This window comes from Roseivirga spongicola, assembly GCF_034376045.1.
GTDB lineage: Bacteria > Bacteroidota > Bacteroidia > Cytophagales > Cyclobacteriaceae > Roseivirga > Roseivirga spongicola.
This window is the reverse complement of the sequence record NZ_CP139724.1, coordinates 3,008,582-3,035,221: the sequence shown is the minus strand read 5'-3', so window position 1 is coordinate 3,035,221 and position 26,640 is coordinate 3,008,582. Positions and strand designations below refer to the sequence as shown.

Sequence of the window (26,640 nt, the reverse complement as noted above, 5' to 3'; positions counted from 1 at the left end):
TGCGTTATTTCTTTTTGTGCTTAACATTATGGTGCCAAAGCTAGAAAAGGATTTTTTTAATACAAATAGAATTTTGAGCATTTTTAAAAAAATGCTCAAAATTTCTTTCCAATCATTCAGAGAATTATAATACCTTTGAAATTGATGAGAAAAAAGAAAATCATTGGAGCTATACTATTGAGCCTTTTTGGGCTTTTTACCACTCTCAATGCTCTTCCCCACACTCATCATGAAAGTCTGAATGATCATGAAGTATCTATAGAAAAGACTTTCCCAACTCAATTGAATGTTCTTCAGCACAGTCATCAAACTGACCATTGGCTTCATATTTTAAACCACCTTGTTGAACAACATTCTCATTCTACCCATCAACATGAAATATCTAAACTAGAACGTCAATCAAAGAGTAAATCCAATAAACTCCCTCTTTTCCTAAACATAAGGAACACAGTCTCTCAAACAATTGATCATACTTTAACTGTTCCTTGTGGTCAATCTGCTGTTTTAAAGGCTAGACCACCGTACACTTCAAGTACAGCACTACGAGGTCCCCCAGTACGCTTACTCTCTTAAAGCTATTCAATTTCGACTTATTGGTGTTGTCTTTTGCAATTGAGCCTTAAAATAGGCTGCGACTTGTTGCGGAAGATGATGGTTGTTTGGGTACATACGTGCCTAAATTTTAGTCAAGAAAGAATAGCTGATCTGTGTTTTCAATTCTCTGAAAACAAAGTTTTTAGGTGTTTCATGTAAACAACAATCATGTTAGATAAAATTATAAAGTATTCGATTAAGAATAAACTTATTATCGGATTACTTACGCTAGCGTTGATCGGTTGGGGAAGCTATTCATTGACGAAATTGCCAATAGATGCTGTTCCTGATATTACCGACAATCAAGTTATGGTAATCACGGTATCGCCTACTTTGGCCGCACAAGAAGTAGAGCGTTTAGTTACTTTTCCGGTAGAACAGACCATGGTTTCGATTCCGGAGATTAAAGAAATGCGGTCGTTTTCTCGTTTCGGACTTTCTATTGTTACCATCGTTTTTAAAGAAAGTACCGATTTGTATTGGGCTCGCCAACAGGTGCAAGAACGTTTGAGCCTGGCAGGAAATGAAATTCCAGATGGAGTTGGACAACCTGAAATGGCACCAGTAACTACTGGTCTAGGTGAGATTTACCAATATGTGGTAAAAGCCAAGCCGGGTTACGAAGATCAATACGATGCAACAGAATTGCGTACTATTCAAGACTGGCTGATTAAAAGGCAGTTGCTGGGTACAGAAGGCGTTGCTGAAGTAAGTGGTTTTGGCGGTTATGTAAAGCAGTACGAAATCGCTATAGACCCCGATAAAATCAGAAGTTTCAATATCAGTATCAACGAGGTTTTCGATGCCTTAAAGGCCAATAATCAAAATACAGGTGGTGCTTACATTGATAAAAATCCCAATGCCTACTTTATTCGCAGTGAAGGGTTAATCAAGAGCATTGAGGAGATTGAGAAAATCGTAATCCGTTCCAATATTAATGGCAATCCATTATTAGTGAGGGATGTTGCCACCGTTCAATTTGGCCATGGGGTACGTTATGGTGCCGCCACACAAAACGCACAAGGGGAAACAGTTACAGGTATTGTGATGATGCTAAAAGGGGCCAATTCTTCTGCGGTAATCAATAACGTAAAAGAGAAGATCGAGCAAATTAAAACCAACTTGCCAGAAGGTGTTACCATTGAGCCTTTTTTAGATCGTAAAAGTTTGGTAGATAGGGCGATTGGTACGGTTACCACCAACCTAGTAGAAGGAGCTTTAATCGTCATCTTTATTCTCATACTTTTCTTAGGGAATTTGCGAGGGGGCCTTATCGTAGCATCGGTAATTCCCTTAGCTATGCTTTTTGCTATTGGTATGATGCGCCTATTTGGTGTGTCTGGCAATTTGATGAGTCTAGGAGCTATTGATTTTGGTTTAATTGTAGATGGAGCCGTAATTATTGTAGAAGCCGTATTGCACGGAATCCATGTGGCCAAAAAGAAATATGCAGGGGTTAAGCGGCTTACTGCTGCTCAAATGGACCATGAAGTATTTGAATCTGCCAGTAAAATTAGAACCTCTGCCGCTTTTGGGGAAATCATTATCCTAATTGTTTATCTACCACTTTGGGCGTTGGTTGGCGTAGAAGGGAAAATGTTCACGCCAATGGCCCAAACGGTATCCTTCGCTATTCTGGGCGCTTTCTTGCTTTCGTTGACTTACGTTCCTATGTTATCGGCTTTGGCACTGAGCAAAAAGACCACCCACAAGCGAAACTTCTCAGATAAAATGATGGATGGGATTCAGAAAGCTTATCGCCCTATCATCAAGGCTGCTATTAGAATGAAAAGCGCAGTGGCTCTATCTGCTGTAGCACTTTTTGTTATTGCCTTATTCGTTTTTAATGGTCTAGGCGGAGAATTTATACCACAACTCGATGAAGGTGATTTTGCCGTAGAAACGAGAGTACCAGTGGGAAGCTCCTTGCAACAGTCGATCGAGGTGTCTCAAAAAGCACAAGAAATCATTTTGCGCGAATTCCCAGAGGTGAAACAAGTGGTCAATAAAATCGGGTCTGGCGAAATCCCTACCGATCCTATGCCCATAGAAGCTGGGGATATGATGATCATCTTGAAACCCAAAAACGAGTGGGTAAGTGCCAGCACAAGAGAAGAGTTGGTTAGTAAAATGGAAGAAGCATTAGCGGTTATTCCTAATGCCACTTTTGGTTTTCAGCAACCTATTCAAATGCGATTTAACGAGTTGCTTACCGGTGCCAAACAAGATGTGGTACTTAAAATCTATGGCGAAGACCTTAACACCTTGGCAAGTTTGGCCAAAGAGGTGGGCAGTTTAATCCAATCGGTACCTGGAGCAGAAGATCTGTACATCGAAGAGATTACGGGTTTACCACAAATCCAGATTGAATTGAACAGAGATAAAATAGCGATGTATGGCATGAATGTGCAAGACATCAATCAAGCTATTGCCATTGCCTTTGCAGGCCAATCTAGTGGATTGGTTTACGAAGGAGAGAAGCGATTCGATATGGTGGTTCGGTTAGATAAAACCTACCGAACCGATATTTCAGATGTGCAAAACTTGTTTGTAGAGAATCCTAATGGGGCGCCCATTCCCTTGCACGAAGTGGCTTCGGTTACGTATGCGCCAGGCCCCGTGCAAATACAACGAGATAATGCCAAACGAAGGGTAACTATTGGTTTTAATGTTCGAACACGTGATGTTAAAAGTGTAGTTGCTGATATACAGCAAATTGTAAAAACAAAAATGGACATGCCCGCAGGATATTATGTAACCTATGGCGGCCAGTTCGAGAATTTACAACGTGCAACGCAACGTTTGGCCATTGTGGTGCCATTGGCTTTGCTGCTGATTTTTGTTTTGTTGTATTTCACTTTTGGCTCTATCAAACAAGGCCTTCTCATTTTTACAGCAATTCCCTTATCGGCAATTGGGGGTGTCTTTGCATTATTGTTGCGCGACATGCCTTTTAGTATATCGGCTGGTGTGGGTTTCATTGCTCTTTTTGGTGTGGCAGTATTAAACGGAATTGTACTCATTGCCGAATTTAACCGATTGGAAAAAGAAGGCGTGACCGACATCTACCAGCGGGTATTGAAGGGAACCAAACTACGGTTACGTCCGGTGTTGATGACCGCAGCAGTGGCTTCGTTGGGATTTTTGCCCATGGCAATTTCGACAACCGCAGGTGCGGAAGTACAACGCCCCTTAGCTACCGTGGTAATTGGAGGTTTGTTAACAGCTACTTTGCTCACCTTAGTGGTTTTGCCAGTACTCTACATTTTGCTGAACGAGAATAAACCATGGAGTTTCAAAAAGGTAAAAACTCTACCGATGGTGATTCTTTTAGTAGTATTCTGCTCAGGCTTAAATTCTCAAGCACAATCTCAGGGCCCTAAACGCCTAAGTTTACAAGAAGCCATCGATTATGCGAAGCAGCGAAACGAGCAAATGCGGCTAGCTAAGTTAGTTGTAGAAGATGCAATAGCTAAGAAAAATGGAGTCTGGGCAATTCCAAGGTTAGAAGTCAACTACATGCAAGGTGTAGTGAGTAATCCTACCATAGAAGACAACATGGTGAATGTTATTCAACGGATAGAATTCCCAACGGTTTATGTGCAAAAGGTGCGGGTTGCAAAAGCTCAGGTAGTGGAGAGCGAACAAGCAAGTAAACGAGTAGAACAAAACCTAGTTCAACAGGTGAAAATGGCCTATTTGCGATACGTGTTTGTTCTTGAGCAAATTAATTTGTTGAAACAACAAGATAGTTTGTATTCTAGTTTGAGCAGCTTCAGTAAACAACGTTTTGAAACAGGAGAATCAGCACGGTTAGAAATGGTTGCTGCAAAAACGCAAGCTATGCAAGCCAAAAATAAATTGATGCAGATGCAAGCAGAGTTAAGAATTGCACAAACCGAATTGCAAGTATTATTGCAAACCGAAGAGGCTGTGGTTCCTACAGAAAAGCAGTTGAAAAAGTTGCTTTTGCCTGCAAACATGTTCGACACGCTAGGCTTACAAAACAATCCAGAGTTAGCCTACCTGCAGCAAGCTATAGCAGTGAGCGAGCAAAAGGTGAAGTTAGCGAAACACCAATGGTTTCCTGATTTAATGCTGGGTTATAACAGCCAAACGTACAATGGCCAACAAACTATAGACGGGCAAGATTACAATTTTACAAAGAGCGATCGGTTTAGCTTTTTTCAGGTGGGATTGGCAATTCCGTTATTACCAAGCGGACAAGCATCTAAGGTGAAGTCGGCAAATATTAAGGTTCAAATCGCTAAGTCGAATATGCAACTCGTTAAAAATCAGTTGAATGGTGAGTTTTTGTCATTGCAAGAACAGTACAGACGATTACAGCAAACGCTTGCTTATTACGAGAGTGAAGCGAATCCGCAAGCCGATTTAATTATTGCGAACTCAGAAGCAAGTTTTAAAAATGGTGAAACTTCTTATAGTCAGCACTTTATCAATTTAAATCTAGCGCTTTCAATACGTCAAGAATATGTGCAAAGCACTTGGGAGTATAACCAAGTAGTGATAGCCATAGAACGCCTTTTGGGCAATTTCTAATTCCAAAAACATAGAATGAATGAAATTTAATCAAAATCATTGGTTGGTAATAGTGGTCTTAACTCTGTTATTATCAGCCTGTAGTAATACATCAGAAACAAATGAGCCCGTTTCTACTGAATCAGCTCCTGTAAATAAGAACCAACTCATTTTTACAGAAGCGCAGTATCAGTTGGCTGAAATCGGAACGGGGCAATTACAACTGAAGAGTGTAAGCGAAGTAATTCGCGTAAATGGTACAGTAGAACCAGAACCTACAGGAACCGCCACTTTATCAGCACCGCTGGGTGGATATTTACTCACGCCAGCTTTATTGCCTGGGCAAAAAGTTAAAAAAGGCGAGGTTTTGGCAGAATTGCAAAACCCTGAATTTATACAGATACAGCGAGATTATTTAGAAAGTAAAGCTCGCTTAACCTATTTAGAATCAGAATATAAACGCCAGCAAGCATTACGAAGTAACGAAGTGAATGCAGTTAAAACCTTTGAACAGGTTAGTGCTGATTACCAAGCAAAAAAGGCAAAAGTAGAAGGGCTAAGAGCGAGTTTAAACTTGGTAGGAATTAGCGTTGAATCGGTAGATAAAGGAGACATAAGTAGCAAAGCGGTGCTGAGGTCTCCTATTAACGGTCACATCAAAACGAGTAATTTCAATTTAGGAAACTATGTAAATCCGAAAGATGTAGTGTTCGAAATTGTGAATAGAGAAGCATTGCATCTGGTGCTCGATGTTTATGAAAAAGAGATTGCTCGAGTGAAAGAAGGGCAAGCCATTCATTTTGGTGCTAATAGCGAACTAAGATTAAACCGAAAAGCAAGTGTTTTTCTGGTAGGAACCGCAAGTGAAAAAGATAGAGTGGTTCCGGTGCATAGCCATATTGCTAAAAACAACGCAGAAGGATTGTTGCCTGGAATGTATGTGAAAGCCAGGATAGAAACAGATAGCACTCTTGCTTTAACAGCGCCAGAAGAGGCAATTGTTATGTATCAAGGTAATCCCTTTTTGATTTTACAAGAAATCAGCAACAATCAATATGTATTTGAATTAGTGCCAGTTGTGTTGGGTAGTCAGCACGATGGAGAAGTAGCGGTTGGTTTTCCTGGGTTTTCTCATCCAGAAGAAAAGAAATGGGTGTTTAAAAATGCCTATGCCGTGTTATCAGCAAAAATAAATTCAGAAGAAAATTAACTTATCTATAAAAATTATGAAAAAAATAATAATTATAACAATAATCAGTATTTCAGCTTTAAGTGCATGTAACAATAAATCTGCAAAAGAAAACAATCCTTCAAAAGAAATAACACCAATTGAAGATAGTAGCAATATGGGAAGTGAAAGAAAAACAGATAGCCTCAGACAGATTAAAGAACACGGTCATGCACATTAATTCACTTAAAAATCAGACGTTGATTAAAGCTGTTCTTCTTAACAAAAAAACTACCTTATTGGTACTATTAGCATTGCTTTCATTTATTACAAGCAATGCATATGCTCATGGGGTTGATGAAAACACACAGAACTTTCTAACAGGAAATAGCGGAGTAGCATTCATTCCGTTTTTATACATCGGTGCTAAGCACATGGTTACTGGCTATGATCATTTACTTTTTTTAGTAGGTGTAATTTTCTTTTTATATCGGACTAAAGAGATTTTACTCTATGTCAGTATGTTCACAATTGGCCACAGCATCACTCTTTTGGTAGGAGTGATGACCAATATGGCCATAAACGCCTACTTAATAGACGCTATAATTGCTATATCCATTATTTACAAAGGTTTTGATAATCTAGGAGGTTTTCAACGGTTTTTTAGCAAACAGCCTAACACTAAAGCCGCAGTGCTAATTTTTGGTTTGTTTCATGGCTTAGGTCTTGCAAGTAAATTGCAGGAATTTCAATTTGACCGTACAGGTCTGTTAACAAATTTAATCGGCTTCAATATTGGTGTAGAGATTGGTCAGTTTCTGGCTCTTGCTTTGGTATTAATCCTAGTGAGCATATGGAGAAAACAAAACAGCTTTATGCGTTTTGCTACCCTTACTAACACTATTTTAATGTCCGCTGGCTTTCTACTTCTAGGTTTTCAATTAACTGGCTTTTTCATCTCTTAATCTTTAAAAAAATGCAACAACAAATTTTAAATAAAAAACAATTAATTCGTGCAATTATATTATCAGCAGCAATCGGAGCACTAGTTCTAATTGTTGCTGTTATGCCAGCTGAATATGGTTTAGACCCTACAGGCGCTGGTAAACTCATAGGATTTGATAAACTATATGTATCTGACAAGAATAGTGAAGACATCGTTTTTTCTACTAATAGGGAAACTTTGCCCGTGGTCAAGTTAGAAAAAGTCGGTTCCGGTAAGAACATACCCATTCCAGAGGAAGTAAATCTTCCAGCCCCAGCCGAAAAGCTACCTTTCCGAAAAGATGAAATAACTATTTCTATCCCACCGAAAAAAGGTATTGAATACAAATTTGACATGGTAAAACATGGCAAAATAAAGTATGAATGGTTGACAAATGATGGTTTAGTCTATATTGACTTTCATGGAGAGGTTAAACAGCAAGTTAAGCCTCAACAAACATATTATGAAAGCTATACCTTGGGCTATTCGAACAATATGGCAGGTAGCCTCTTAGCACCTTTTGAGGGGCCGCATGGATGGTATTTCAGAAATGATACTGACAAAAATGTTGAGGTAACTATACGTTTGGAGGGAGAATATTCTCTTAAATAAACTATATAGTTGGTAAAAAGTCCCGAGGTAGGAAGCTGCATTATGTAAAAAACAGTATTTTTTTCTACCCGGGCACAACTAGTAATATCTATTATAATCTCGACTACCTAAAAAAATGGCTTCTGCACAATCCCCTCCTATCAAACCCCAAGGTTAAATTCATTATTTTTTCTAATCTTCTAGTTGGAAGAAATTCCTGTCAAAAATGATTGTATTTTAGAAAAATAATGAAACCAATCTTAACCTTTAGCCTTCTAGTTTTAACCATATCCTTTAGCTATACTCAAACAAATAACCGTTCAGCTCAACAAAAGGAAATTATATCAAAACTATCCGGACACAGCCCAATAACTAAAAACACACTTTTAAAGGATAGACACTCTAATAGAGCAAGGAAAGTTAGTGCTGAATACCTCAAATATAAAATATCATTTTTCTGTGATAAATCCGAGATAATAAATTATAAAAAAAGGGCTCGTAACGTTACGGGTTCAATAATGGCTACTTCCAAAACAAATCAGTGGATAATAATCGGGGCTCATTTCGACTCTGTAAAAAATAGCCCGGGAGCCAATGACAATGCTACTGGAGTAGCTTTAGTCTATGCTGTAGCAGAATATATTTCTACTTTAGAAGTTAGGAAATACAATCTACAGATTGTATTCTTTGATCAAGAAGAAAGAAGATTTAAAGGCAGCAAGGCCTATGCAAAACAGCTTCTAGAAAATAAGGTGAATGTAGTTTCTGTTCACACCATCGACCAATTAGGTTGGGATGAAGATGGCGACAGAGGTATAGAATTAGAAGTTCCGACAGACCAAATAAGAGACCAATATTCAAAAGTGGCTGGTGAATACAATTATACCTTCCCCATCCAGATTTCGGATGTAACCTCCACCGATCATAGGTCATTCAGACAATTAGGATTTGCGGCAACAGGTATTACCGAAGAGTATAAAAATGGTGACACCACTCCGCACTATCATCGTTCTACCGACACTTATGAAACCGTAAATTTTGCCTATCTCACCACCATTACTGAATATGTTCAGAAGGTTTTTGAAGATATGATGAAGTAAAGAAGCATTAGCTAACTGCCTTTCTCGCAATCGTTCGAATGGCACTAAACAAAACTAGCTCATAGTTTAAACCATGGGCTAGTTTCAATATCGCTTATTATCGAACCGTTTAAACGGTTTGCAATTAGTTAGTAGACAATTTCAACAATACAGGTCTATGATCTGAAACCGCATCTGCATAGTTGGTTAAACACTCTTCAAGCTTTAACACTTGGGTTGAAACGTTGTTATCGAACAACTCATTCGAGATCACAATTTGATCGATCATACTCGGCCAAGAAGGGAAAGACCAACCTGAAGATGGGCCTTCAGCAATCTCCATGGTAGTAAATAAGAAGTTGTCAGAATCGTCAATGAAGTTTTTAAACACATTATCACTTCCTCTATCCGTAATTTCATCATTGAAATCGCCTAGGAAAATCACATTGCTTGTAGCAAGGTTCTGATCTATATATTCTTTAACCAGCTCAGAAGCTCTTTCTCTTCTATCTTCCGAACCACTACAGCACTTCATATGGACGTTAATTAAATCTACCACCATGCCACTGCTGTGTTGAATTTGCATATACAAAGGTCTTCTCACAGAAGTAAAGGCAGTGTTGTAGTCAGAATTGTTAAGGTCGCCATATAGGTTAGTAGGTTGCTGGGTAACAGTAATTTCACTGTCCTTATATAGATAAGCTAATCTCTGCGAGCTTCCACTAATATGCTCTACATGACCAGACCATCCATCTAAGGCATCTACTAACACATCAAAATCATCCAATGACTTAATTTCCTGAAGAGCGATAACATCTGCATCAAAGTCTTCAATAATCTCTTCCACTTTTTCTGCAGTACCAGATAAGACAGGGAAGTTCTCAATATTCCAAGTAACTACTTCCAGTGTCTCGTTCGAAACATTAACCAAGCAGTTTTCATAGGTGCTAGGTTCTGGAGTATCATCATCGTCATCAGGGGTTGGTGTTGTATCTCCATCCCCACCACAGGCCATTACTGCCCACAACATCAATCCAAATAGCCAATATCTTTTTTGCATGCTGCAAAGTTAAAACCGACAAGCCTGTATGACCAGCGTTTTATTTGATTTTAACATGAACTAAATGTTAACTCTTCTTTCCTTTTGAATTTGAAAAACGGTGAAAGTAACAACAGCTATTGAAAGGGTTACGATGATCCACTGGTTGACACCTGTAAAGCTAAAGTCAATTCCGACAATGGCATGAAACGCCTTTGAAACATTAATAAGCCCTAAAATTGAGGTTGCAAATAGGGTAACCATCATGGCTAAATTTAACCACATTCCATTCTTATGAGATAAAAGTAGTTTGCTGTTGCAAAGAATACAAAGCGCAAAAGTAAGTACTGGTAGAATAAGGCCGTTAGCGGCCTGAGCTGCAATAATTACAGGAATTGGCTTAATCCCCGAAACTCCAAAGCCAAAACCTATGAGGATAATAGCCATCCAAAACCTTCTAAATTTAAGCGACTGATCTGACCATGAATTACCTTTTGGGTGAACACTTCGAATAGTTAAAGCTCCAGCCAAAGCAGCAGTTATGGTAGATGTAAAACCTGCCCCAAAAAGACCAAAAGCAAAAGCATAACCCATTACTTTACCATGGTCGGATATGAGTTGATTGAAGAGGTTTTCAAATGAAAACTGACCATTTACACTTGTTCCTACAACCACAACAGCCATTGAGATAAATCCACCAAGAAGAATGGAAAAAATCAATCCAGACCTTACAGACTTGAGTTCTTTTCCTTCGGCCAGACCTGAACCTAAGAAGATATTGTAAGGTACGATTGTAGTTCCTATTAATCCTAAAACTATTAAGGTTGAACCTTCTGGTAATTGCGGTACAAACAGGCCTGTTAGCAATTCGTTCCACTTAACATCTACATTGAATGCAGCATAGAACAACCCGAGCCCCATTATGGCTACCAACGCACCTAGAATTTGAGGGACTGATTTAGTCTTTTCAAAATATAGAAGTAGAAATGAGACACCCGCGATTATGGCTGTAAAAACCCATTGAGGAATCCCAAAGTTGAGCAATGCTAGCCCCGATATTGCTCCTAGAATATTCCCAGCTTCGTAAGCAAGGCAACCGAGAAAAATGGAAATACCTATGAACCAAACAAAGGAAGAATTAGAAAACCTATCCTTAATAGCTTGTCCTAAGCTTTTTCCTGAAACAATAGTGATTCTGGCAGAAGCTTCTTGCACTACAATGCAGGCCAAGGTCGAAAATAAAAGCGCCCAAAGAAGCTGAAGCTGATAGTTAGCTCCGGCAGAAGCAGCTGTGGTCACCGTTCCTGGACCAATAAAAGCCGCAGCGATGACCAGCCAAAAAATGTAATTCCAGAATTTCGACTTCATCGTGGAAGATAGTAATTCTGAATAAAAACAGACAGCCGGAATCGGTGTCCTAACCGATTCATATGGTTAATCCTGGTGAGGACACCATGATTGGCTCTAAACCAAAACTGTTGATGCATAGAAAGACTGACAGCTTTAATGAACACTAGATCCTTCGCTGTACTTAGGATGAAAAAATAGGTAAATACCAACCGCTGGTCATTGGAAAGACCTTTGACAAACTTAAGCCTGAGACATCTCAGGAGCATTGACCTATGAATAAGCACGAAAAGAAGTTTGTCAAAGGTAGTTGGTGATAAAACGCGGCTTGTAAATTAGCCTAACAAAAACCCGAGTTCTGCAGGTTTTTTCAGCAACCAGCCGGTTAAGCTATACCTCCCTACATTGGTTTTTAGCACTTCGTGTGGAAGCACATCGCTTTTAAAGAGCACAATACGCTTAGCAATCGGCTCAACCAACCTCTCTTCATCGTCTAAATAAAGCTTCAGTTCTCCTCCATCACCTTTTTTCCAGCCTTCATTCAGGTAAATGATCATAGAAATAAGGCGGTTACTCCGATCCTTAAACTGATCTACATGTTTCTCATAGAAAGTACCCACAGGGTAATAAGCCAAGTGCGACTCAAAATCGGCAATACCTAAGTAGCAATAGCGGTTGAGCTTGGCTATTAAATCTCTGATGATTTCGAAAACGGGCGATAAATGAGTGTCCACATTAGAATCCAACCAGTAAACATGATCTCCCCTTCTACTCTTATCTAAATGATGGTCAGACAAAGCCCCGATTCCTGCCGGATCGAACTCATCATGCCCCAATTTGCTAAGGAAAAAGCGCCTTAAATCGGCATAAATCTCATCATTGAGAAAATTATCAATGACTAGGTAGTCATCTTTGGCAAGTGCATCAACCCAGTCAATCCACTGCTCTTCGGCAATACATTCCAACAGTTCTACAACCGCATATAAAGTGCTGCAAAAGTGGTAAGAAGTTTTGAGATATTGTTCTATCAAAATGTGAAATTTCAACGTTCTTAGTTTACTTGAATTTCAATTCTTCAATAGGCTTAAAGCAGTAATAACATCGATTTAAAAGTTGATCCTGAGAATTTTCCAGTATCGACCCCTGCCCTAAAGGGTGAAAAATTTCAGGGTATACCCTCTAGGAAATAAGAGGGTTTCCTAAAGACTTTTTAAACCATTGCTTCAGTTTTTGTAATTGAGATTCTAGAATCACTTATTATTGAGTTTTATTTTAATTACATGTCGAAACTGAACCTCGCCATCATTTTTGGCGGCAAATCTACAGAGCACGAAATCTCTATACTTTCAGCGAAAAGTATTCTTAAACACTTAGATAGAAGTGCCTTCAACCTAAGCGTCATTAAAATCGATACTGCCGGCCATTGGTGGTTAATAGATGAAAGTAATCTTGATGAAGATGCTGCTGGTGAACCTGTCACTTTAGTTCCTGGCAGCCCGAAAGCTCAGCTCATTTCTCTTAAAAATGGTTCAGTCGTTGAGACGTTAGATGTGGCCTTCCCTGTGCTTCATGGTGTTTTTGGTGAGGATGGAACTATTCAAGGCTACTTTAAAATGGTAGACCTGGCCTTTGTGGGTTGTGATGTATTGGCTGCTTCTAGTTGTATGGATAAAGATGTGACCAAACGACTGTTGAGAGATGCGGGTATCAACATAGCTCCTTATCTTATGGCTACAGACAATCGCATTCCTTCTTTCGAACAAGTAGAAAGTGAACTCTCAATACCAGTTTTCATAAAGCCAGCTAATTTAGGCTCTTCTGTGGGTGTCTATAAGGTAAAGACCAAAGCAGAGTATGATGAGAAAATAAAAATGGCGCTCACCTATGATCACAAAGTTCTAATAGAACAATTAATCGTAGGCAAAGAAGTTGAATGCTCTGTACTGGGAAATGAAGAACCGAAAGCCTCTCTTCCAGGTGAAATTGTAACCAACACCGACTTTTATGATTTCGAGTCTAAGTATGTTGATTCTAATGCTTCAAAAACCCAAATACCTGCTTCTATTACCGAAGAGCAAATCAGCGAGGTAAGGTCTGTTGCTGTAAAAGCTTACCAAACCATGGGCTGTCAAGGCCTAGCCAGAGTTGACTTTTTTGTAACTGTAGATGGAGAAATTCTGATCAACGAAATCAATACACTTCCTGGTTTCACAAACATCAGTATGTATCCGAAAATGTGGGAAGCCACTGGTATAGGATACTCAGAACTCTTGAGTTTACTCATTGAATTGGCTATTAACAAGCATAAGAGCGATGCCTCTTTAAACGTGAAAGCAAGAGAAGTAAAATGAATTATGCCGTAGTTTCCATACCTGTTAATTTAGTAGAAACAAGTGCCATAGAAGAGGTCAATGTACTGACTGACCTTACTTGGCCCGATACAAAACCAAAGGGATTTACCAAGGCTAGTAGAATTGAGGATTTCATTAAGAGAAACCCCAACAAAACTTGTCATTTCATATATGAAGCAGAAAGCTTAATTGGCTATGCAGAATCCTTTCCAAGGGAAATAAAGGTAGACAACCAGAGGATAACTGTAATGGGTCTTGGAGCTGTTTGTGTTCACCCCCAAAGAAAAGGACAGGGTTTAGGAGCCTTGCTAGTTCAAGCTGCTTTTAAAAGAATAGATAGTGGCGAGTTCGCTGTTGGCCTATTTCAAACTGGAGTTCCTGGTTTCTATGAGAAGCTAAACTGTCGTTCCATAGAGAACAAAATCATCAATTCGCTCAGCGACACTCCAAATGCCAATCCTTTTTGGGATCCTTATGTTATGATTTACCCGAGGCAATTCATTGGTTTTCAGTCAGAAATAGATCTTTTAGGGGCTGGTTATTAAAAATTTAAACAGAATTTATTTCCGACTAGTTGATTTTTTCAGAAGAAGATTGAAATTGCCTTCAAAATCTAACTGCTATGAGTCAAACAAGTCAGTCAAAACCCAGAGTAATTAAAGACTTTGAAAAACTAGATCAAGGAATTCAAGAGCAAATAAAGCTCGAGTACCCTGAAGGTTTTGAAGACAATCTAATCCACTTTACCAATAAGGAAGGTAAACGCGTTTCAGCTCTTCCTTTTGAAACTGAAGAAAAGTATTATTTGGTAAGAATGACCATTGAGGAAGCCCAACAAATCATTGAAGATGACGATGATTACGATGAGGATGGCAACCTTAAGGACGACATCAAAATCGAGTATGCTGAAAAGCATAATGACGATGATATGGATGATGAGGACGACTCAGATCCGTATGGCGACTCTGAAGATGATGAGGACGATGAAGACTAATTGAACCAAAGCCTCCCCGGCTTGTTGAACAATTAGTTAAATCAACATTAATGAAGATAGGAATCATAGGCGGAACAGGCATGTTGGGTCACCACATGGCCATAGAAGCACAGATAAGACAATACGAAATCGTTCTTATACACCGACAAAACGCAGATTTAGACAAGGTCATAGATTTGCGTTATGAATCGAGAGTCGCTGATTTGAACGATAGAGGAAGTTTAGTAAAAGCATTTGAAGGGTTAGATGCTGTGGCTAATTGTGCCGCCTACTACCCTACTATTCCTAGGCCGCTTTCAGAAGAAATGAAAACGGCCAGACTTCAGATGAACTATTTTTTCGATGCCCTAGAAAAAGCTAAAATCGAAAAGGCACTCTATGTTGGTGGTGCGGTGGCACTTCCTAAAACATTAGAAGGGTTAGCAAATGAAGAGGCATCATTTACCAAGGCACCAGATAACACCGCTCCTTACGTTCAAGTAAAATGGCTCATGGACGACATGGCCAGATCTGCAGCTAAAGATGGTCTGCCTTTGGTAATCGGAATTCCTTCCATGACCTTTGGCGAGTACGATTTCGCCCCAACTACAGGAAGGCTAATTGTAGACATTGCCAATCAGAATTTGAAGGCATATCTCAAAGGCGAACGCAATGTAGTTTCAGCCAGAGATGCTGGCAGAGGACTCTTGTATGCCTTAGAAAAAGGCCAAGCTGGCGAGCGCTACCTCATTACAGGAGAGAATGTAAATATGGATACCCTTGTGGCTACTATCTGTGAACGTGCGGGTGTTCCTCAGCTTACAAAAACGGTTCCTCTTAACATGGCGAAATTTGTTAACAAATTAGAAGAAACACGCTATGCTTTATTTAAAGGAAACCCACCAAAACTAAGCTCTACTGCCATTGCTGTGTTAGCCGGAGGCCAACACCTAGATGGAACAAAAGCTAAAGTAGAATTAGATTATACTCCAGAATTAACCATGCGAGATGCTATAGACCGAGCCTATATTTGGTTCGAAAAACATGGTTATATAAAAAGCTAATTCCAACCTATGGCGTTTCACTGTTGTCTACTTTTTTGAACGATAGACTAAATGAAACGCTACATTCTTTTCTTACTGACATTATTGGCATTCAGCTCTTGTGGTGAAGACGAAATAAGTATGCTCTCTGCACCGTGCAATCAAGATTTGGTTTGTACGGAAGAACTCCGCTACCTCAGCTATAAAGCCATGTTAGATGGAAAACCAGTGGTCTTGGACAACTACTATGTCAAAAATCTTGACAACGGAAACCTTTACCAAGAAAGTTCTTTAAATGATCATTTGGATGAAGGGCAGTATGTAGTGGTTTCAGATGTTAGGCTTTCAGAAATCAAGAAAACTGGCACCATTCTCAGATTCTTCGGTATTAAGAATAATGAGATAGTACTTCAACAAGACTTTACGGTTGGTCATGACTGCTGCCATATAATCCCGCTATCAGGCCCATTTGTTGAGCAATAATTATCTCTTTCTTATTAGCTCACCTCCTTCTTTCTAAGAACACTATTTAACAAATAATATAAATGATAAGAACACTTCTTAGCACATGCATTTTGTGTGCAATCATCAGTTGTAAACAAACGGAAATCCCTAATTACAACGGTGAATACGACCTAAGCCTAATGTCGTTTAATCTGCGTTATGACGAAGAAGCCGATGGAGAAAACAAATGGAGTAATCGTCAATGGGCGTGCATTGATATGCTCAAAGAGTTTGAACCTAGCCTTTTAGGAATTCAGGAAGGACAAGAGCACCAGGTGAACTTTCTGGCTGAAAACTTAGATGATTATGCTCATGTTGGTGAAAAAAACGAGAGTAGTTACTACGGTGAGTACAAAAGCATATTCTATAAAAAGGCACAATTCGATTTACTACAATCTGAAACTTTTTGGCTTAGTGAAACACCAGAAGTCCAATCACTGGGTTGGGATTCTAACAATATTAGAATAGTAACTTGGGCAAAGCTCTATGATAAATACACAGGTAAAATCTTATATGTGTTTAACACTCACTTTGACCACATAGGGAAAGTAGCACAGCAAAAATCGAGTGAACTTCTCGTTAAAAAAGTTTCAGAAATTGTAGAAGCTGGTGCACCCGTATTCATTACCGGAGACTTCAACATGCTAATTGGCAACAAACGACTTGCCCCTATCACCAATGAATTCCTAAGTGCTCAGCGCTTTGCTGAAAAAAGTGACGACAATCAGTCATTCAATGCATTTGGAAGGTGGTACATGAATAGAAATATAGATTTCATCTTCTTTAAAAATGCCAACGCACTCTCTTATAAAACGGTAGTAAAGGACTACGGTGTGCCTTATATATCCGACCATTACCCCATTATTTCTCACATGAATTATTAATAAATGAGAATCACATTCATAAGTATAATCACACTCTTAACTGTAACCAACATTCAGGCGCAGTCGCAAAAAGATTGGTTTCATTTTCCAGGATTCGATCCTGCTCTACCGACTACACTTACAGACAAAGAAACTCTAGTCGGGGTTTTAGGCTTGGCTGCTATATCATATTCTCTCGAGGAGTTTTTGTTCAAGAAGCATAACAATGTCAATTACTATTCCTTTAGGGCAGGAATGAATAAAGAGTATGCTTGGGGTCTAAAAAATGTTTGGCATCAAAATGCAGGTATTGAGCATCAACCAGCACCATGGTTTGCTGTATCTGCCTCATTTAACTTACAGCAGTGGAGTGATAACTCTCCACACATAGGAACAGATGATCGATTTGGATTAGGGTTAGGGCTAATGACCTATTACAGGTGGTACCTTTTCGGGAAAAAGAGATTCAAACCATATATAGAATATGGAATTGGCTTATTTCAAGGTTTTAAAGAGTTCCCATATAACGGAAGTAAATTCTCTTTCAATCATTCTTCACAATTAGGTTTCGAATACGTCACGAGAAATAAAAACAAGGTTCGCTTGGGCTATGGAAACTTTCATCAAACAAACTATAATATGCTAGACTCCAACCCTTCATACACAGGTTATGGGTTCAGTCTAAGCTATAGTTATCAAATTCAGTAGTCCAGGGTAGTCATACAACCCTATTAATCAATTATTTAAATCATAAGTAGTAGAGATTAAACACCTCGTTTTTCTGACTAACAGAATCTACAAAATACAACTAATTGCAATTGAGCCCTTCTCGTTTTCGGGAATGGCTCTTTTCATTTATGGTTAAGGACAAAGTTAGCTTCAGTTCGCTGGGCTAACTTTTCTTTTCTTAACTTAACCCAATGAGTTTTGTGGATATCAATTGCGATATGGGCGAAAGCTATGGCAACTTCATTGTCGGAAATGACGAAGCTATATTCCCACATATCACCTCTTGTAACATTGCCTGTGGAATGCATGCAGGAGATCCCTATCACATTGAACGTACCATAGACTTGGCTATTCAACATAAGGTGCAAATTGGTGCTCACCCTGGCTACCCAGACTTACAAGGTTTTGGTCGAAGAGTGATCCCCATGACCTCGAACGAACTCTCCTCATCTATAAAGTATCAAGTTGCTGCGCTGAAAGGTTTAGTGGAAAGCAAAGGGCTTAACTTGGCTTATGTAAAACCTCATGGTGCCTTATATAATGAAATGGCTCAAAACGAAATGGTGGCTCAAACAGTTGTTAGTGCTATAAAACAAATTGATGTTAATTTAAAAGTGATGGGGCTAGCAGGAAGCTTGGTTAAACAAGTGGCAGAATATGAAAACATGAAGTTTGTGGCCGAGGCTTTTGCTGATAGACAGTATGAGGCAAATGGAAAATTAAGGGCTAGAAATCTAGAAGGTGCTGTTCATAACAATGCCGAAATAGCAGCAGATCAGGTTGTTTCTATTGCCCAGAACCAGAAAGCATTGAGTGCCGAGGGGAAAGAAATAACCATTGAAGCCCAGAGCTTTTGCATTCACGGGGACAACCCTTCGGCAATAGCTATACTAGAGAAAATAACAGAAAAACTAAGCGTAGCAGGCATCAGTAAAAGACACTTTTAATGCACATTCAACCTTTTGGAGATAAAGCCTTACTCGTTTCATTTGAGAAAAAGATTGACCCTGAAATCAATCAGCAAGTGATTAACCTTTACCATACTTTAAAGGCTAGTGCTAAGTTTACCTTCCTCACTCCTGCCTACTGCAGCTTAACAGTAGGTATAGACCGAAGTCGATTCACTATAAACGAAGCCACTGAATTAATTAAAGAATTGGCTTCACAGCCCCCTACCAATCAATCGGTTTATGTTAGAGAATTTACAATTCCTGTTTGCTATGAAGGTGATTTTGCACCAGACATGCATGAGGTTTCTGAAATCACAGGGCTCGACCCGAAAGAAATCATAGCTCTTCATAAGGCCCAAGAGTTTAGGGTTTATATGCTTGGCTTTGTTGCCGGATTCGCATATTTGGGCACCCTACCCGATCAACTAGCCTGTCCACGTAAGAAAACGCCAAGAAAATCTGTTCCGCAAGGTTCTGTTGGTTTAGCAGGGCATCAAACCGGAATATACCCGGTAAATGCCCCTGGTGGTTGGCAAATAATTGGGCAAACCCCAGTGCAAATGTTCGATACAACAAGAGAAGAGCCTAATCTCCTCTTTGCAGGAGACAAGGTGAAATTCAGAGCAATTTCAGAAGATGAGTTTAAACTGATTCTATTAAAAGAAGAAACTGGTATATACCATACCGAGGCAAAACATGGATAACCTATTCAAAATAAAAATATTGAAACCTGGTTTATTCAGTTCTCTTCAAGACCTAGGCAGAGTTGGCCACCAAGATGCTGGCATTCCATTTAGCGGTGCCATGGACAAAGAAGCACATAAAATAGCTAATGAATTGCTAGATAATCCGCATGCTACACCCACCATAGAAATGACCCTTTGTGGTGCAGAACTGGAATTTGAGGGTGTTGGGCAAATTGCTATAACAGGAGCTGACATGAATGCTAAACTCAATGACAAGCCCATGCCAATGTATCAGACCATTGATATCAAGTCAAGAGACAGGCTGAGTTTTCATAGAGTGGAATCGGGATGCAGAACATACCTAGCAGCTCGGGGCGAATGGAGCGGAACAGAGTGGCTCAGTAGCTTTAGTACCATATCTAATCTTTTAAAAGTAGACGGAATACCAGAACAGCTTCAATCAAATCAGTCTATTGAGATACGTACCTCTAATTTTATAGAACAGAGAACTTACCCTAAAACGGCTAGACCCATATATACCTCCAGCTATATTTTAAGAGTGGTTACTGGGCCAGAGTTTGAACAGTTCAGCATAGATCAGATTCAATCTTTCTTTGATAAAGTATTTGAGGTAAGTGCCGATTCCAACCGAATGGGATACAGACTAAAAGGAGCGATAAAGGATTATAAACCTTTAAGAGAAGAAATTTCGTCTGGAATAGTGGAAGGTACAGTTCAAGTAACTAGCGCTGGCGAACCTATTATTTTAGCCGCAGATGCACAAACTACAGGAGGTTATCCCAGAATTGCCAATGTAGTGACCGAAGACCTTTCTATTGTGGCTCAAATGAAGGCTGGAGATGAAGTAAGGTTTATGCTTGTTGGCTTGGCAGACCTATAAAACAGACAAGGCGATCTCCGTATGAAATCGCCTTAATCAACCTTAAACTAAAACTACTAATTAATTATTTATCTGATAGTAAGCAGTGCCATTCAGTTCTGACAGCAAGTCTGCTTGTCTCAAAAGTCTTAATTGATCTTCTCCAAGACTGCTCTTCTCTCCTTCTACTAGTAACTCTTGGTTACTATCATAAACTTTAACGAAGTCTACTTCTTGGAATTGCACTATGTTTTCCGCCAGATATTGCTCCACATAAGCATCAATTTCTTCCAGATAAGCCTCATCATAAACCAACGCTTCTTCTACTTTCTTATCGTTGGCTTTTTCGTTTACAGGATTGTTAGGAATTGGAGTGCTTGCAGAGGCAAGAATGGTTCCGGCAAGCATAAGTGCCATTACGGCTGAGATTCTATTTTTTAACTTTTTCATGTTGTTTGATATTTTGAGCTCCGCCCGAAAGCGGAAAAATTTGACCTATTGTTTTGACCTTGTTTTTGACCTGCCAACAATTATCCAATCCGTATGCCAAAATTTATTATCAACTGAAAGTCAATGAATTACAATCATACAGGATTATTAAGCTGTTCATTTGTGTACGTTTTCGGTCAACAGTGTGCGCAAAAGTGTCCAATCCAAGGATTTTAAGGCTTTTTAAAGGTTACATAAGGCGCATTAATTTTTGATAAATTAACTTGCGCCCAAATATGGCTATCCCTCCTGCTCCAGATTTAAAGGCGATAAACTATTCGCTACCTGATGAAAAAATCGCGAAGTATCCATTGGCTCAAAGAGATCAATCGAAGCTCTTAACTTACAGTGGTGGCAATATCTCTGATACAGAATTCAAAAACCTGCCCGAAATCTTAGATGCCAACACCTCTCTCTTTTTCAACAACACCAAGGTTATTCCTGCCAGACTCTTCTTCCAGAAAGAAACTGGAGCCCAAATAGAAATTTTCTTACTTAACCCAGTAAGCCCTACGCACATCATTAGTTTGATGATGGAAGAAACAGGTGCTGTGGTTTGGGAGTGTATGGTAGGTAACTTCAAGAAATGGAAAGACGATACTATACTCGCTCGAAAGTTTGAAAACAATGGTTCCAGCGTTGAAATACGCGCAAAAATCGTTGACCGAGAGCAAAAACAAATAGAGTTCAGCTGGTCAGATAAATCTCTTTCCTTTGCCGAAATAGTAGAATTAAGTGGTAAAGTACCGCTACCGCCCTACCTGAATAGAACAGATGAGCCCGAAGATAAGGAACGTTACCAGACAGTATATTCTAAGCAAGAAGGAGCTGTAGCGGCTCCAACAGCAGGGCTTCATTTCACCGATCAAGTTTTGTCTGATCTCGAGCAAAAAGGAGTAAACCTTAACTACCTTACGTTACATGTTAGTGCGGGCACCTTCCAGCCAATAAAGGCCAGTGATGCCAGAGAGCACAATATGCATTCAGAGCAGGTAGAGGTAAATAGAAGTACTGTAGAGCTCCTCTCCAAAACCGAGCGTGTAGTGGCAGTTGGTACTACATCTATGCGTACTCTAGAAAGTTTGTACTGGTTTGGCGTAAGACTAATGAATGGAAACGAAGATTTTTCTATTCAGAAATTAGAGCCGTATGAAACAGAGGAAAACCTTCCTTCAAGAAAAGAAGTCTTTGCATTCATGTTAAACTGGATGGATGAGAACAATACTTCCATTTTAACAGGTAAAACTGAAATATTCATTATGCCTGGCTATCAGTTCAGAGTTTGCAACGGCCTGATCACCAACTTTCACCAGCCTGGCAGCACTCTTATGCTTTTGGTTTGGGCCTTCATAGGAGAAAACTGGAAAAAGGTGTATAAACATGCACTTTCAAATGACTATCGCTTTTTAAGCTATGGCGACTCTTCAATTTTACTGCCGTGAAAATTTAAAAGTGTTTATATTAAAGCATGATTCAAGATACTTCAGCTGATCCTCCAATAGCTGTATTGGAGAAGCTGATCAACTACATCAACGAGAACGTACCTGTACTCAGCGACAAGTTTTCTCTCTTAGGAGAAGAAATCACTGCAACGCACATTATTGTACCTATTGTCTACCTTATTCTCTTGAATTTGCTAGGCAACCTATGCCGTTCTGTTCTTATTAATAGAATACTTACTCACAGAGTAGAAGATAGAAAAACCATTCTCTCAATTGGTAATACCACTAAGTATACCATTCTTATTATTGGAGTTGCCATACTATTGGCAAGTATTGGTGTAGACAGTAACTCTAACTGGAACAAAACCATTTTCGGAAAAGATGAAAACCAAGTAAAGCTCTTCGATCTTATTCGTTTTGCCTTCTTGTTCACCTTACTTGTATATTTTACCAGCAAACTGAAGAGCATATTTGTAAAACAGGTACTCTCTAAGTACTCTACAGATATTGGGGTAAGCCAGTCAATTGGTACAATTATTCAATATGTGGTCATCATTATAGGTGCCTTTATTATTATCCAAAATGTGGGTATAAATCTAGGTTCGCTCAATGTGTTAGCAGGGGCACTAGGTGTAGGTATTGGTTTTGGTTTGCAGAATATTGCAAACAATTTCATTTCGGGATTAATTATACTCTTTGAAAGACCCATAAAAGTGGGCGATAGAATTGAAGTTGGTAGTGTGCAGGGAGACGTTATTAAAGTTTCGGCCAGAGCTACAACGGTAAACACTAATGACAATATTTCAATTATTGTTCCTAATTCTGAGTTTATCAATCAAAGGGTAATTAATTGGAGCCATAATGATAGAAGCATTCGTTTTCATGTTCCTGTAGGCGTTAGCTACAATGAAGACCCAGCAAAAATCAAAAAGATATTATTGAGCGTAGCAGAAAAAAATTCAGATGTACTTAAGAGGCCTGCTCCAGATGTTCTTTTTGTAGAATATGCCGATAGCTCTCTCAACTTCGACCTAATGATTTGGACGAGTACCTACATTAACAAGCCAACTGTTTTGAAAAGCCAGCTGTATTATGAGATTTTCGAGAGATTTAAAGAACACGGAGTTGAAATTCCTTTCCCTCAACGAGATTTGCACCTACGTTCAGGGTGGCCTGCCGAAAGTAGAGCGAAGTAATCGTTTTCTGTGCAAACAACGTATTGGTGTATCGCTCATTCATGAATTTGTTTAAATTGGCGGCCTCCAAAGAGTGAAAAGATGAGAGTAATCATTGCGGGTGTTGGAAATGTGGGGTTTCATTTGGCGAAATTGTTGTGCCAAGAAGGTCAAGATATTGTATTAATTGACCAGGCGGCAGACAAGCTAAAAATGGCTGCAAATCAGGTAGATGCAGCCACAATTAAAGGTACAGCAACCTCCTATACCGTGCTAGAGGAAGCGGGTGTGAGCGAAGCAGACCTATTAATTGCCGTTACCTCTTCTGAGGAAGTGAACATTACCACGGCTATAATTGCCAAACACTTAGGTGCAAAACGTACCATAGCCAGAATTTCCAATACAGAGTTCTTATACAAAAAAGATAAGCTGAACCTCAAGCATTTGGGTATTGATGATATCATCTCTCCTGAATCTTTAGCAGCAAGAGAAATTAAAAGGTTACTGAAAGAGGTAGCCATTACCGATAGCTTCGACTTTGAGAAAGGACTACTCCAACTGATTGGAGTGAATATCGAAGCAAAAAGCCCTCTGATTGGTAAATCCATGATTGAGGTGGCCAAAATTAATCCCGATCAGTCCTTTATGACTGTGGCCATTCTTCGCGAAGATGAAACCATTATTCCTTATGGAGATACTACTTTTCAAGAAGGAGACCATGTTTACTTTGTTGCTCAACCAGAGAGTGTAGAAAAACTCCTCTTTCTGTCTGGCAAAAAGAAAGAAGGTGTTAAAAGCCTAATGATTTTAGGTGGTTCTAGGGTTGGTTTCCACGCTGCCAAAATCCTGAGTAATAAATACAATGTAAAGCTCATTGAGAAGGACTCTCAAAAGTGTTTTGAGTTGGCCGATGAACTACCAGATGCCATGGTAATTAATGGCGATGGAAGAAACGTGGAGTTATTGGAAGAGGAAAGCATCAATGAAATGGATGCTTTTATTGCCGTTACTGGTGACTCTGAAACCAATATTATCTCATGCTTGGTTGCCAAAAAGCTTGGAGTAAAGAAAACCATCGCAATGGTAGAAAACATGGACTACATTCACCTTTCGCAAAGTATTGGTGTAGATACCATGATTAATAAGAAACTCATTGCGGCAAACTTTATATTCCGCCATGTTAGACAGGGAGAAATTGTCTCCATAACGAGTATTCACGGTGTAAACGCAGAAATACTTGAATTTGAAGTACAAGAAAACTCAAAAATTACTCAGCATCAGTTGCGCAACCTTCAATTCCCTAAATCGGCTATTATTGGTGGGGTAATTAGAGATGGCAAAGGGCTCACAACTCCGGGCAACTTCAGGTTTCAGGCAAAAGATAGAGTGGTAGTTTTGTCTAAACCAGAATGTATTAAAAAGGTAGAATCTTACTTTACCTAGTAACTTGCAGCCTGAATGTTTAACTACAAGGTAATCGGTAACATACTCGGCATTCTACTTCTGATCAACGGAGGTTTTATGCTACTCTGCCTACCTGTTTCTCTGTACTTCTGGGAAACCGAGTGGCTCTCTATTGCTATTTCTAGTGGAATAACGGTATCTGTTGGCTTTCTGCTCAGATTCCTCACCAGAAACAACAAGAACAAAGACCTAAAAAAGAAAGACGGTTACCTGATTGTTACCGCTGGCTGGATCTTCATGTCATTCTTTGGAGCACTCCCCTATCTTATTAGCGGAGCCATTCCATCTTTTACTAATGCCTTTTTCGAAACTGTATCGGGTTATACCACTACAGGTGCCTCTATATTAACAGATATAGAAGCCGTTTCTAAAGGCATACTCTTTTGGCGCAGCCTTACCCAATGGATTGGAGGAATGGGTATCATAGTGCTTGCTCTGGCTATTCTACCATTCTTAGGAATTGGTGGCATGCAGTTATTTGTGGCAGAAGCACCAGGAATTACTCCTGATAAGCTGCAGCCTAGAATCCAAGAAACAGCCAAAAGACTCTGGTTCATCTACTTTGGCCTTACGGTTACGGAAGCCATACTGCTCTATTTTGCTGGAATGACGCCTTACGATGCCATGAACCATAGTTTAACTACTATGGCTACTGGTGGGTTCTCAACCATGAACGCCAGCTTAGCAGGTCAATCACCTGCTATTCAATACATTGTAATTGTCTTTATGTTCCTTGCCGGAACTAGCTTTACCCTAACCTATTTCGCCCTAAAGAGGAATTTTACCAAGGTAATTCGAAACGAAGAATTCGTGGTATACACACTTTTCACTCTAGTAATTACCCTCATTGTTACTATTACACTATTGGTGGTAACGGAGAGTAGTTTTGAGGCTTCGTTCAGAGATGCGTTGTTCCAAGTAGTCTCCATAATCACCACAACCGGATTTGTTTCAGCTGACTATACCAGCTGGGCTCCATTCCTTTCTGTACTCTTCTTTATTCTGTTATTTGTTGGAGGCTCTGCCGGGTCTACCGCAGGAGGTGTAAAGGTTATTCGCCATGTGGTATTATTCAAAAACTCTTTCTTAGAACTTAAAAGGCAGCTACATCCGTCTGCGGTAATTCCGGTAAGAATCAGCGGAAAGGCCATGGAGCAAAACATCGTATACAATGTTCTCGCCTTTATTATGATCTATATCTTGGTATTTCTTGTAGGTGTTACCCTGCTCTCATCAATGAATGTTGACTTCGATACCGCTTTTGGTGCTGTAGCTACTTCATTAGGAAATGTTGGACCAGGTATTGGCGATGTTGGGCCAGTAGATAACTTCTCAGCAATGCCTATGGGCGGCAAGTGGTTATTGGGCTTCTTAATGCTTTTAGGCCGACTGGAACTCTTTACGGTTCTGATGTTACTCTCCCCTTATTTCTGGAAGAAAAGGTAAATCCGTCTACCTTAAATGGTAGATGGTTAAAAACCAAATAGGCTCTTCTTCTCTTTAATTTCGAATCCGGCTTCCTTCACAAGGCTAATAACTTCAGATTTGTCAAGATTTTCGCCAGCAACAGTGAGTTTCTTTTCTTTCGAATCAGTATCAACTTCCCAGTTTTTTACTGTATTTGCCTTTTCTAAAAAGGGTGTTACCGTAGCTACGCAGCCCCCACAATTAATATTGGTTTTAAAAACAGCCTTTTTCATTTTTGTATTCTTATATTGATTAGCTATTAGAGCTTCGTATATTTCGCTT

25 protein-coding genes are annotated in these 26,640 nt (G+C 39.5%); 20 read left to right on the top strand and 5 right to left on the bottom strand.

The window, feature by feature from the left end:
* Positions 1-762: 762 nt before the first annotated feature.
* The 6 genes from T7867_RS13565 (at position 763) to T7867_RS13540 (ending at position 8,977) form a co-directional block, all read left to right on the top strand.
* Positions 763-5,154, top strand: a complete 4,392-nt coding sequence (locus T7867_RS13565) for a CusA/CzcA family heavy metal efflux RND transporter (RefSeq protein ID WP_068223439.1) — start codon at positions 763-765, stop codon at positions 5,152-5,154.
* Positions 5,155-5,173: 19 nt separating this feature from the next.
* Positions 5,174-6,343, top strand: a complete 1,170-nt coding sequence (locus tag T7867_RS13560; RefSeq protein ID WP_068223445.1) for an efflux RND transporter periplasmic adaptor subunit — start codon at positions 5,174-5,176, stop codon at positions 6,341-6,343.
* Positions 6,344-6,359: 16 nt separating this feature from the next.
* Positions 6,360-6,542, top strand: a complete 183-nt coding sequence (locus tag T7867_RS13555; protein ID WP_157717688.1) for a hypothetical protein — start codon at positions 6,360-6,362, stop codon at positions 6,540-6,542.
* A complete protein-coding gene (locus T7867_RS13550) occupies positions 6,532-7,266 on the top strand; it encodes a HupE/UreJ family protein (protein ID WP_084375750.1) in 735 nt (244 codons plus the stop codon). The genes T7867_RS13555 and T7867_RS13550 overlap by 11 nt, the downstream gene beginning before the upstream one ends.
* 11 nt (positions 7,267-7,277) lie before the next feature.
* Complete coding sequence (locus T7867_RS13545; protein ID WP_068223448.1) at positions 7,278-7,898, top strand: hypothetical protein; 621 nt, start codon at positions 7,278-7,280, stop codon at positions 7,896-7,898.
* 227 nt (positions 7,899-8,125) lie between these two features.
* Positions 8,126-8,977 (top strand): M28 family metallopeptidase, encoded by an 852-nt coding sequence (locus T7867_RS13540; RefSeq protein WP_084375722.1) that lies wholly within the window; start codon positions 8,126-8,128, stop codon positions 8,975-8,977.
* 124 nt (positions 8,978-9,101) lie between these two features.
* Here T7867_RS13540 and T7867_RS13535 read toward each other — a convergent pair whose 3' ends face one another.
* The 3 genes from T7867_RS13535 to T7867_RS13525 all read right to left on the bottom strand — a co-directional run bounded on the left by T7867_RS13535 (position 9,102) and on the right by T7867_RS13525 (position 12,388).
* Positions 9,102-10,016 carry an endonuclease/exonuclease/phosphatase family protein gene (locus T7867_RS13535; protein WP_068223453.1) on the bottom strand — a complete coding sequence of 305 codons (915 nt, stop codon included), beginning with the start codon at positions 10,014-10,016 and terminating at the stop codon, positions 9,102-9,104.
* Positions 10,017-10,076: 60 nt separating this feature from the next.
* Complete coding sequence (locus tag T7867_RS13530; RefSeq protein WP_068223456.1) at positions 10,077-11,363, bottom strand: Nramp family divalent metal transporter; 1,287 nt, start codon at positions 11,361-11,363, stop codon at positions 10,077-10,079.
* A 314-nt stretch (positions 11,364-11,677) separates the two neighbouring features.
* A complete protein-coding gene (locus T7867_RS13525; protein WP_221406009.1) occupies positions 11,678-12,388 on the bottom strand; it encodes a 2OG-Fe(II) oxygenase in 711 nt (236 codons plus the stop codon).
* A gap of 234 nt (positions 12,389-12,622) precedes the next feature.
* Here T7867_RS13525 and ddlA point away from each other — a divergent pair, with 234 nt between their 5' ends.
* From ddlA to T7867_RS13475, 10 genes are all read left to right on the top strand, one after another.
* A complete protein-coding gene (gene ddlA / locus T7867_RS13520) occupies positions 12,623-13,693 on the top strand; it encodes a D-alanine--D-alanine ligase (RefSeq protein WP_068223465.1) in 1,071 nt (356 codons plus the stop codon).
* Entirely contained in the window at positions 13,690-14,238 is a 549-nt protein-coding gene (locus tag T7867_RS13515) for a GNAT family N-acetyltransferase (protein ID WP_068223467.1), read from the top strand. Before ddlA ends, T7867_RS13515 begins: the two co-directional genes overlap by 4 nt.
* 77 nt (positions 14,239-14,315) lie before the next feature.
* Positions 14,316-14,687, top strand: a complete 372-nt coding sequence (locus T7867_RS13510; protein WP_068223471.1) for a hypothetical protein — start codon at positions 14,316-14,318, stop codon at positions 14,685-14,687.
* 50 nt (positions 14,688-14,737) lie between these two features.
* Complete coding sequence (locus T7867_RS13505; RefSeq protein ID WP_068223473.1) at positions 14,738-15,730, top strand: NAD-dependent epimerase/dehydratase family protein; 993 nt, start codon at positions 14,738-14,740, stop codon at positions 15,728-15,730.
* Between the two features lie 51 nt (positions 15,731-15,781).
* On the top strand, positions 15,782-16,192 hold the full coding sequence (locus T7867_RS13500) for a hypothetical protein (RefSeq protein ID WP_068223478.1): 411 nt from the start codon (positions 15,782-15,784) through the stop codon (positions 16,190-16,192).
* Positions 16,193-16,254: 62 nt separating this feature from the next.
* Positions 16,255-17,097, top strand: a complete 843-nt coding sequence (locus T7867_RS13495; protein WP_084375723.1) for an endonuclease/exonuclease/phosphatase family protein — start codon at positions 16,255-16,257, stop codon at positions 17,095-17,097.
* Positions 17,098-17,100: 3 nt separating this feature from the next.
* Entirely contained in the window at positions 17,101-17,784 is a 684-nt protein-coding gene (locus T7867_RS13490; RefSeq protein WP_068223485.1) for a hypothetical protein, read from the top strand.
* Positions 17,785-17,996: 212 nt separating this feature from the next.
* Complete coding sequence (locus T7867_RS13485; RefSeq protein WP_068223488.1) at positions 17,997-18,752, top strand: 5-oxoprolinase subunit PxpA; 756 nt, start codon at positions 17,997-17,999, stop codon at positions 18,750-18,752.
* Positions 18,752-19,459, top strand: coding sequence for a 5-oxoprolinase subunit PxpB (gene pxpB, locus T7867_RS13480; RefSeq protein ID WP_068223491.1), 708 nt, complete (start codon positions 18,752-18,754; stop codon positions 19,457-19,459). The genes T7867_RS13485 and pxpB overlap by 1 nt, the downstream gene beginning before the upstream one ends.
* Positions 19,452-20,342 carry a 5-oxoprolinase subunit C family protein gene (locus T7867_RS13475; protein ID WP_068223494.1) on the top strand — a complete coding sequence of 297 codons (891 nt, stop codon included), beginning with the start codon at positions 19,452-19,454 and terminating at the stop codon, positions 20,340-20,342. The genes pxpB and T7867_RS13475 overlap by 8 nt, the downstream gene beginning before the upstream one ends.
* 60 nt (positions 20,343-20,402) lie before the next feature.
* On the opposite strand, the gene T7867_RS13470 is transcribed toward T7867_RS13475, so the two are convergent.
* Positions 20,403-20,771, bottom strand: a complete 369-nt coding sequence (locus T7867_RS13470) for a hypothetical protein (RefSeq protein ID WP_068223496.1) — start codon at positions 20,769-20,771, stop codon at positions 20,403-20,405.
* Positions 20,772-21,046: 275 nt separating this feature from the next.
* Here T7867_RS13470 and T7867_RS13465 point away from each other — a divergent pair, with 275 nt between their 5' ends.
* From T7867_RS13465 to T7867_RS13450, 4 genes are all read left to right on the top strand, one after another.
* Positions 21,047-22,252: an S-adenosylmethionine:tRNA ribosyltransferase-isomerase gene (locus T7867_RS13465; protein ID WP_068223500.1), complete on the top strand. Its 1,206-nt coding sequence runs from the start codon at positions 21,047-21,049 to the stop codon at positions 22,250-22,252.
* Between the two features lie 368 nt (positions 22,253-22,620).
* Entirely contained in the window at positions 22,621-23,448 is an 828-nt protein-coding gene (locus T7867_RS13460; protein ID WP_394364989.1) for a mechanosensitive ion channel family protein, read from the top strand.
* A gap of 81 nt (positions 23,449-23,529) precedes the next feature.
* A complete protein-coding gene (gene trkA, locus T7867_RS13455; protein WP_068223509.1) occupies positions 23,530-24,870 on the top strand; it encodes a Trk system potassium transporter TrkA in 1,341 nt (446 codons plus the stop codon).
* Between the two features lie 15 nt (positions 24,871-24,885).
* On the top strand, positions 24,886-26,337 hold the full coding sequence (locus tag T7867_RS13450) for a TrkH family potassium uptake protein (RefSeq protein ID WP_068223513.1): 1,452 nt from the start codon (positions 24,886-24,888) through the stop codon (positions 26,335-26,337).
* A 26-nt stretch (positions 26,338-26,363) separates the two neighbouring features.
* Here T7867_RS13450 and T7867_RS13445 read toward each other — a convergent pair whose 3' ends face one another.
* Entirely contained in the window at positions 26,364-26,591 is a 228-nt protein-coding gene (locus T7867_RS13445) for a heavy-metal-associated domain-containing protein (RefSeq protein WP_068224233.1), read from the bottom strand.
* Positions 26,592-26,640 lie beyond the last annotated feature (49 nt).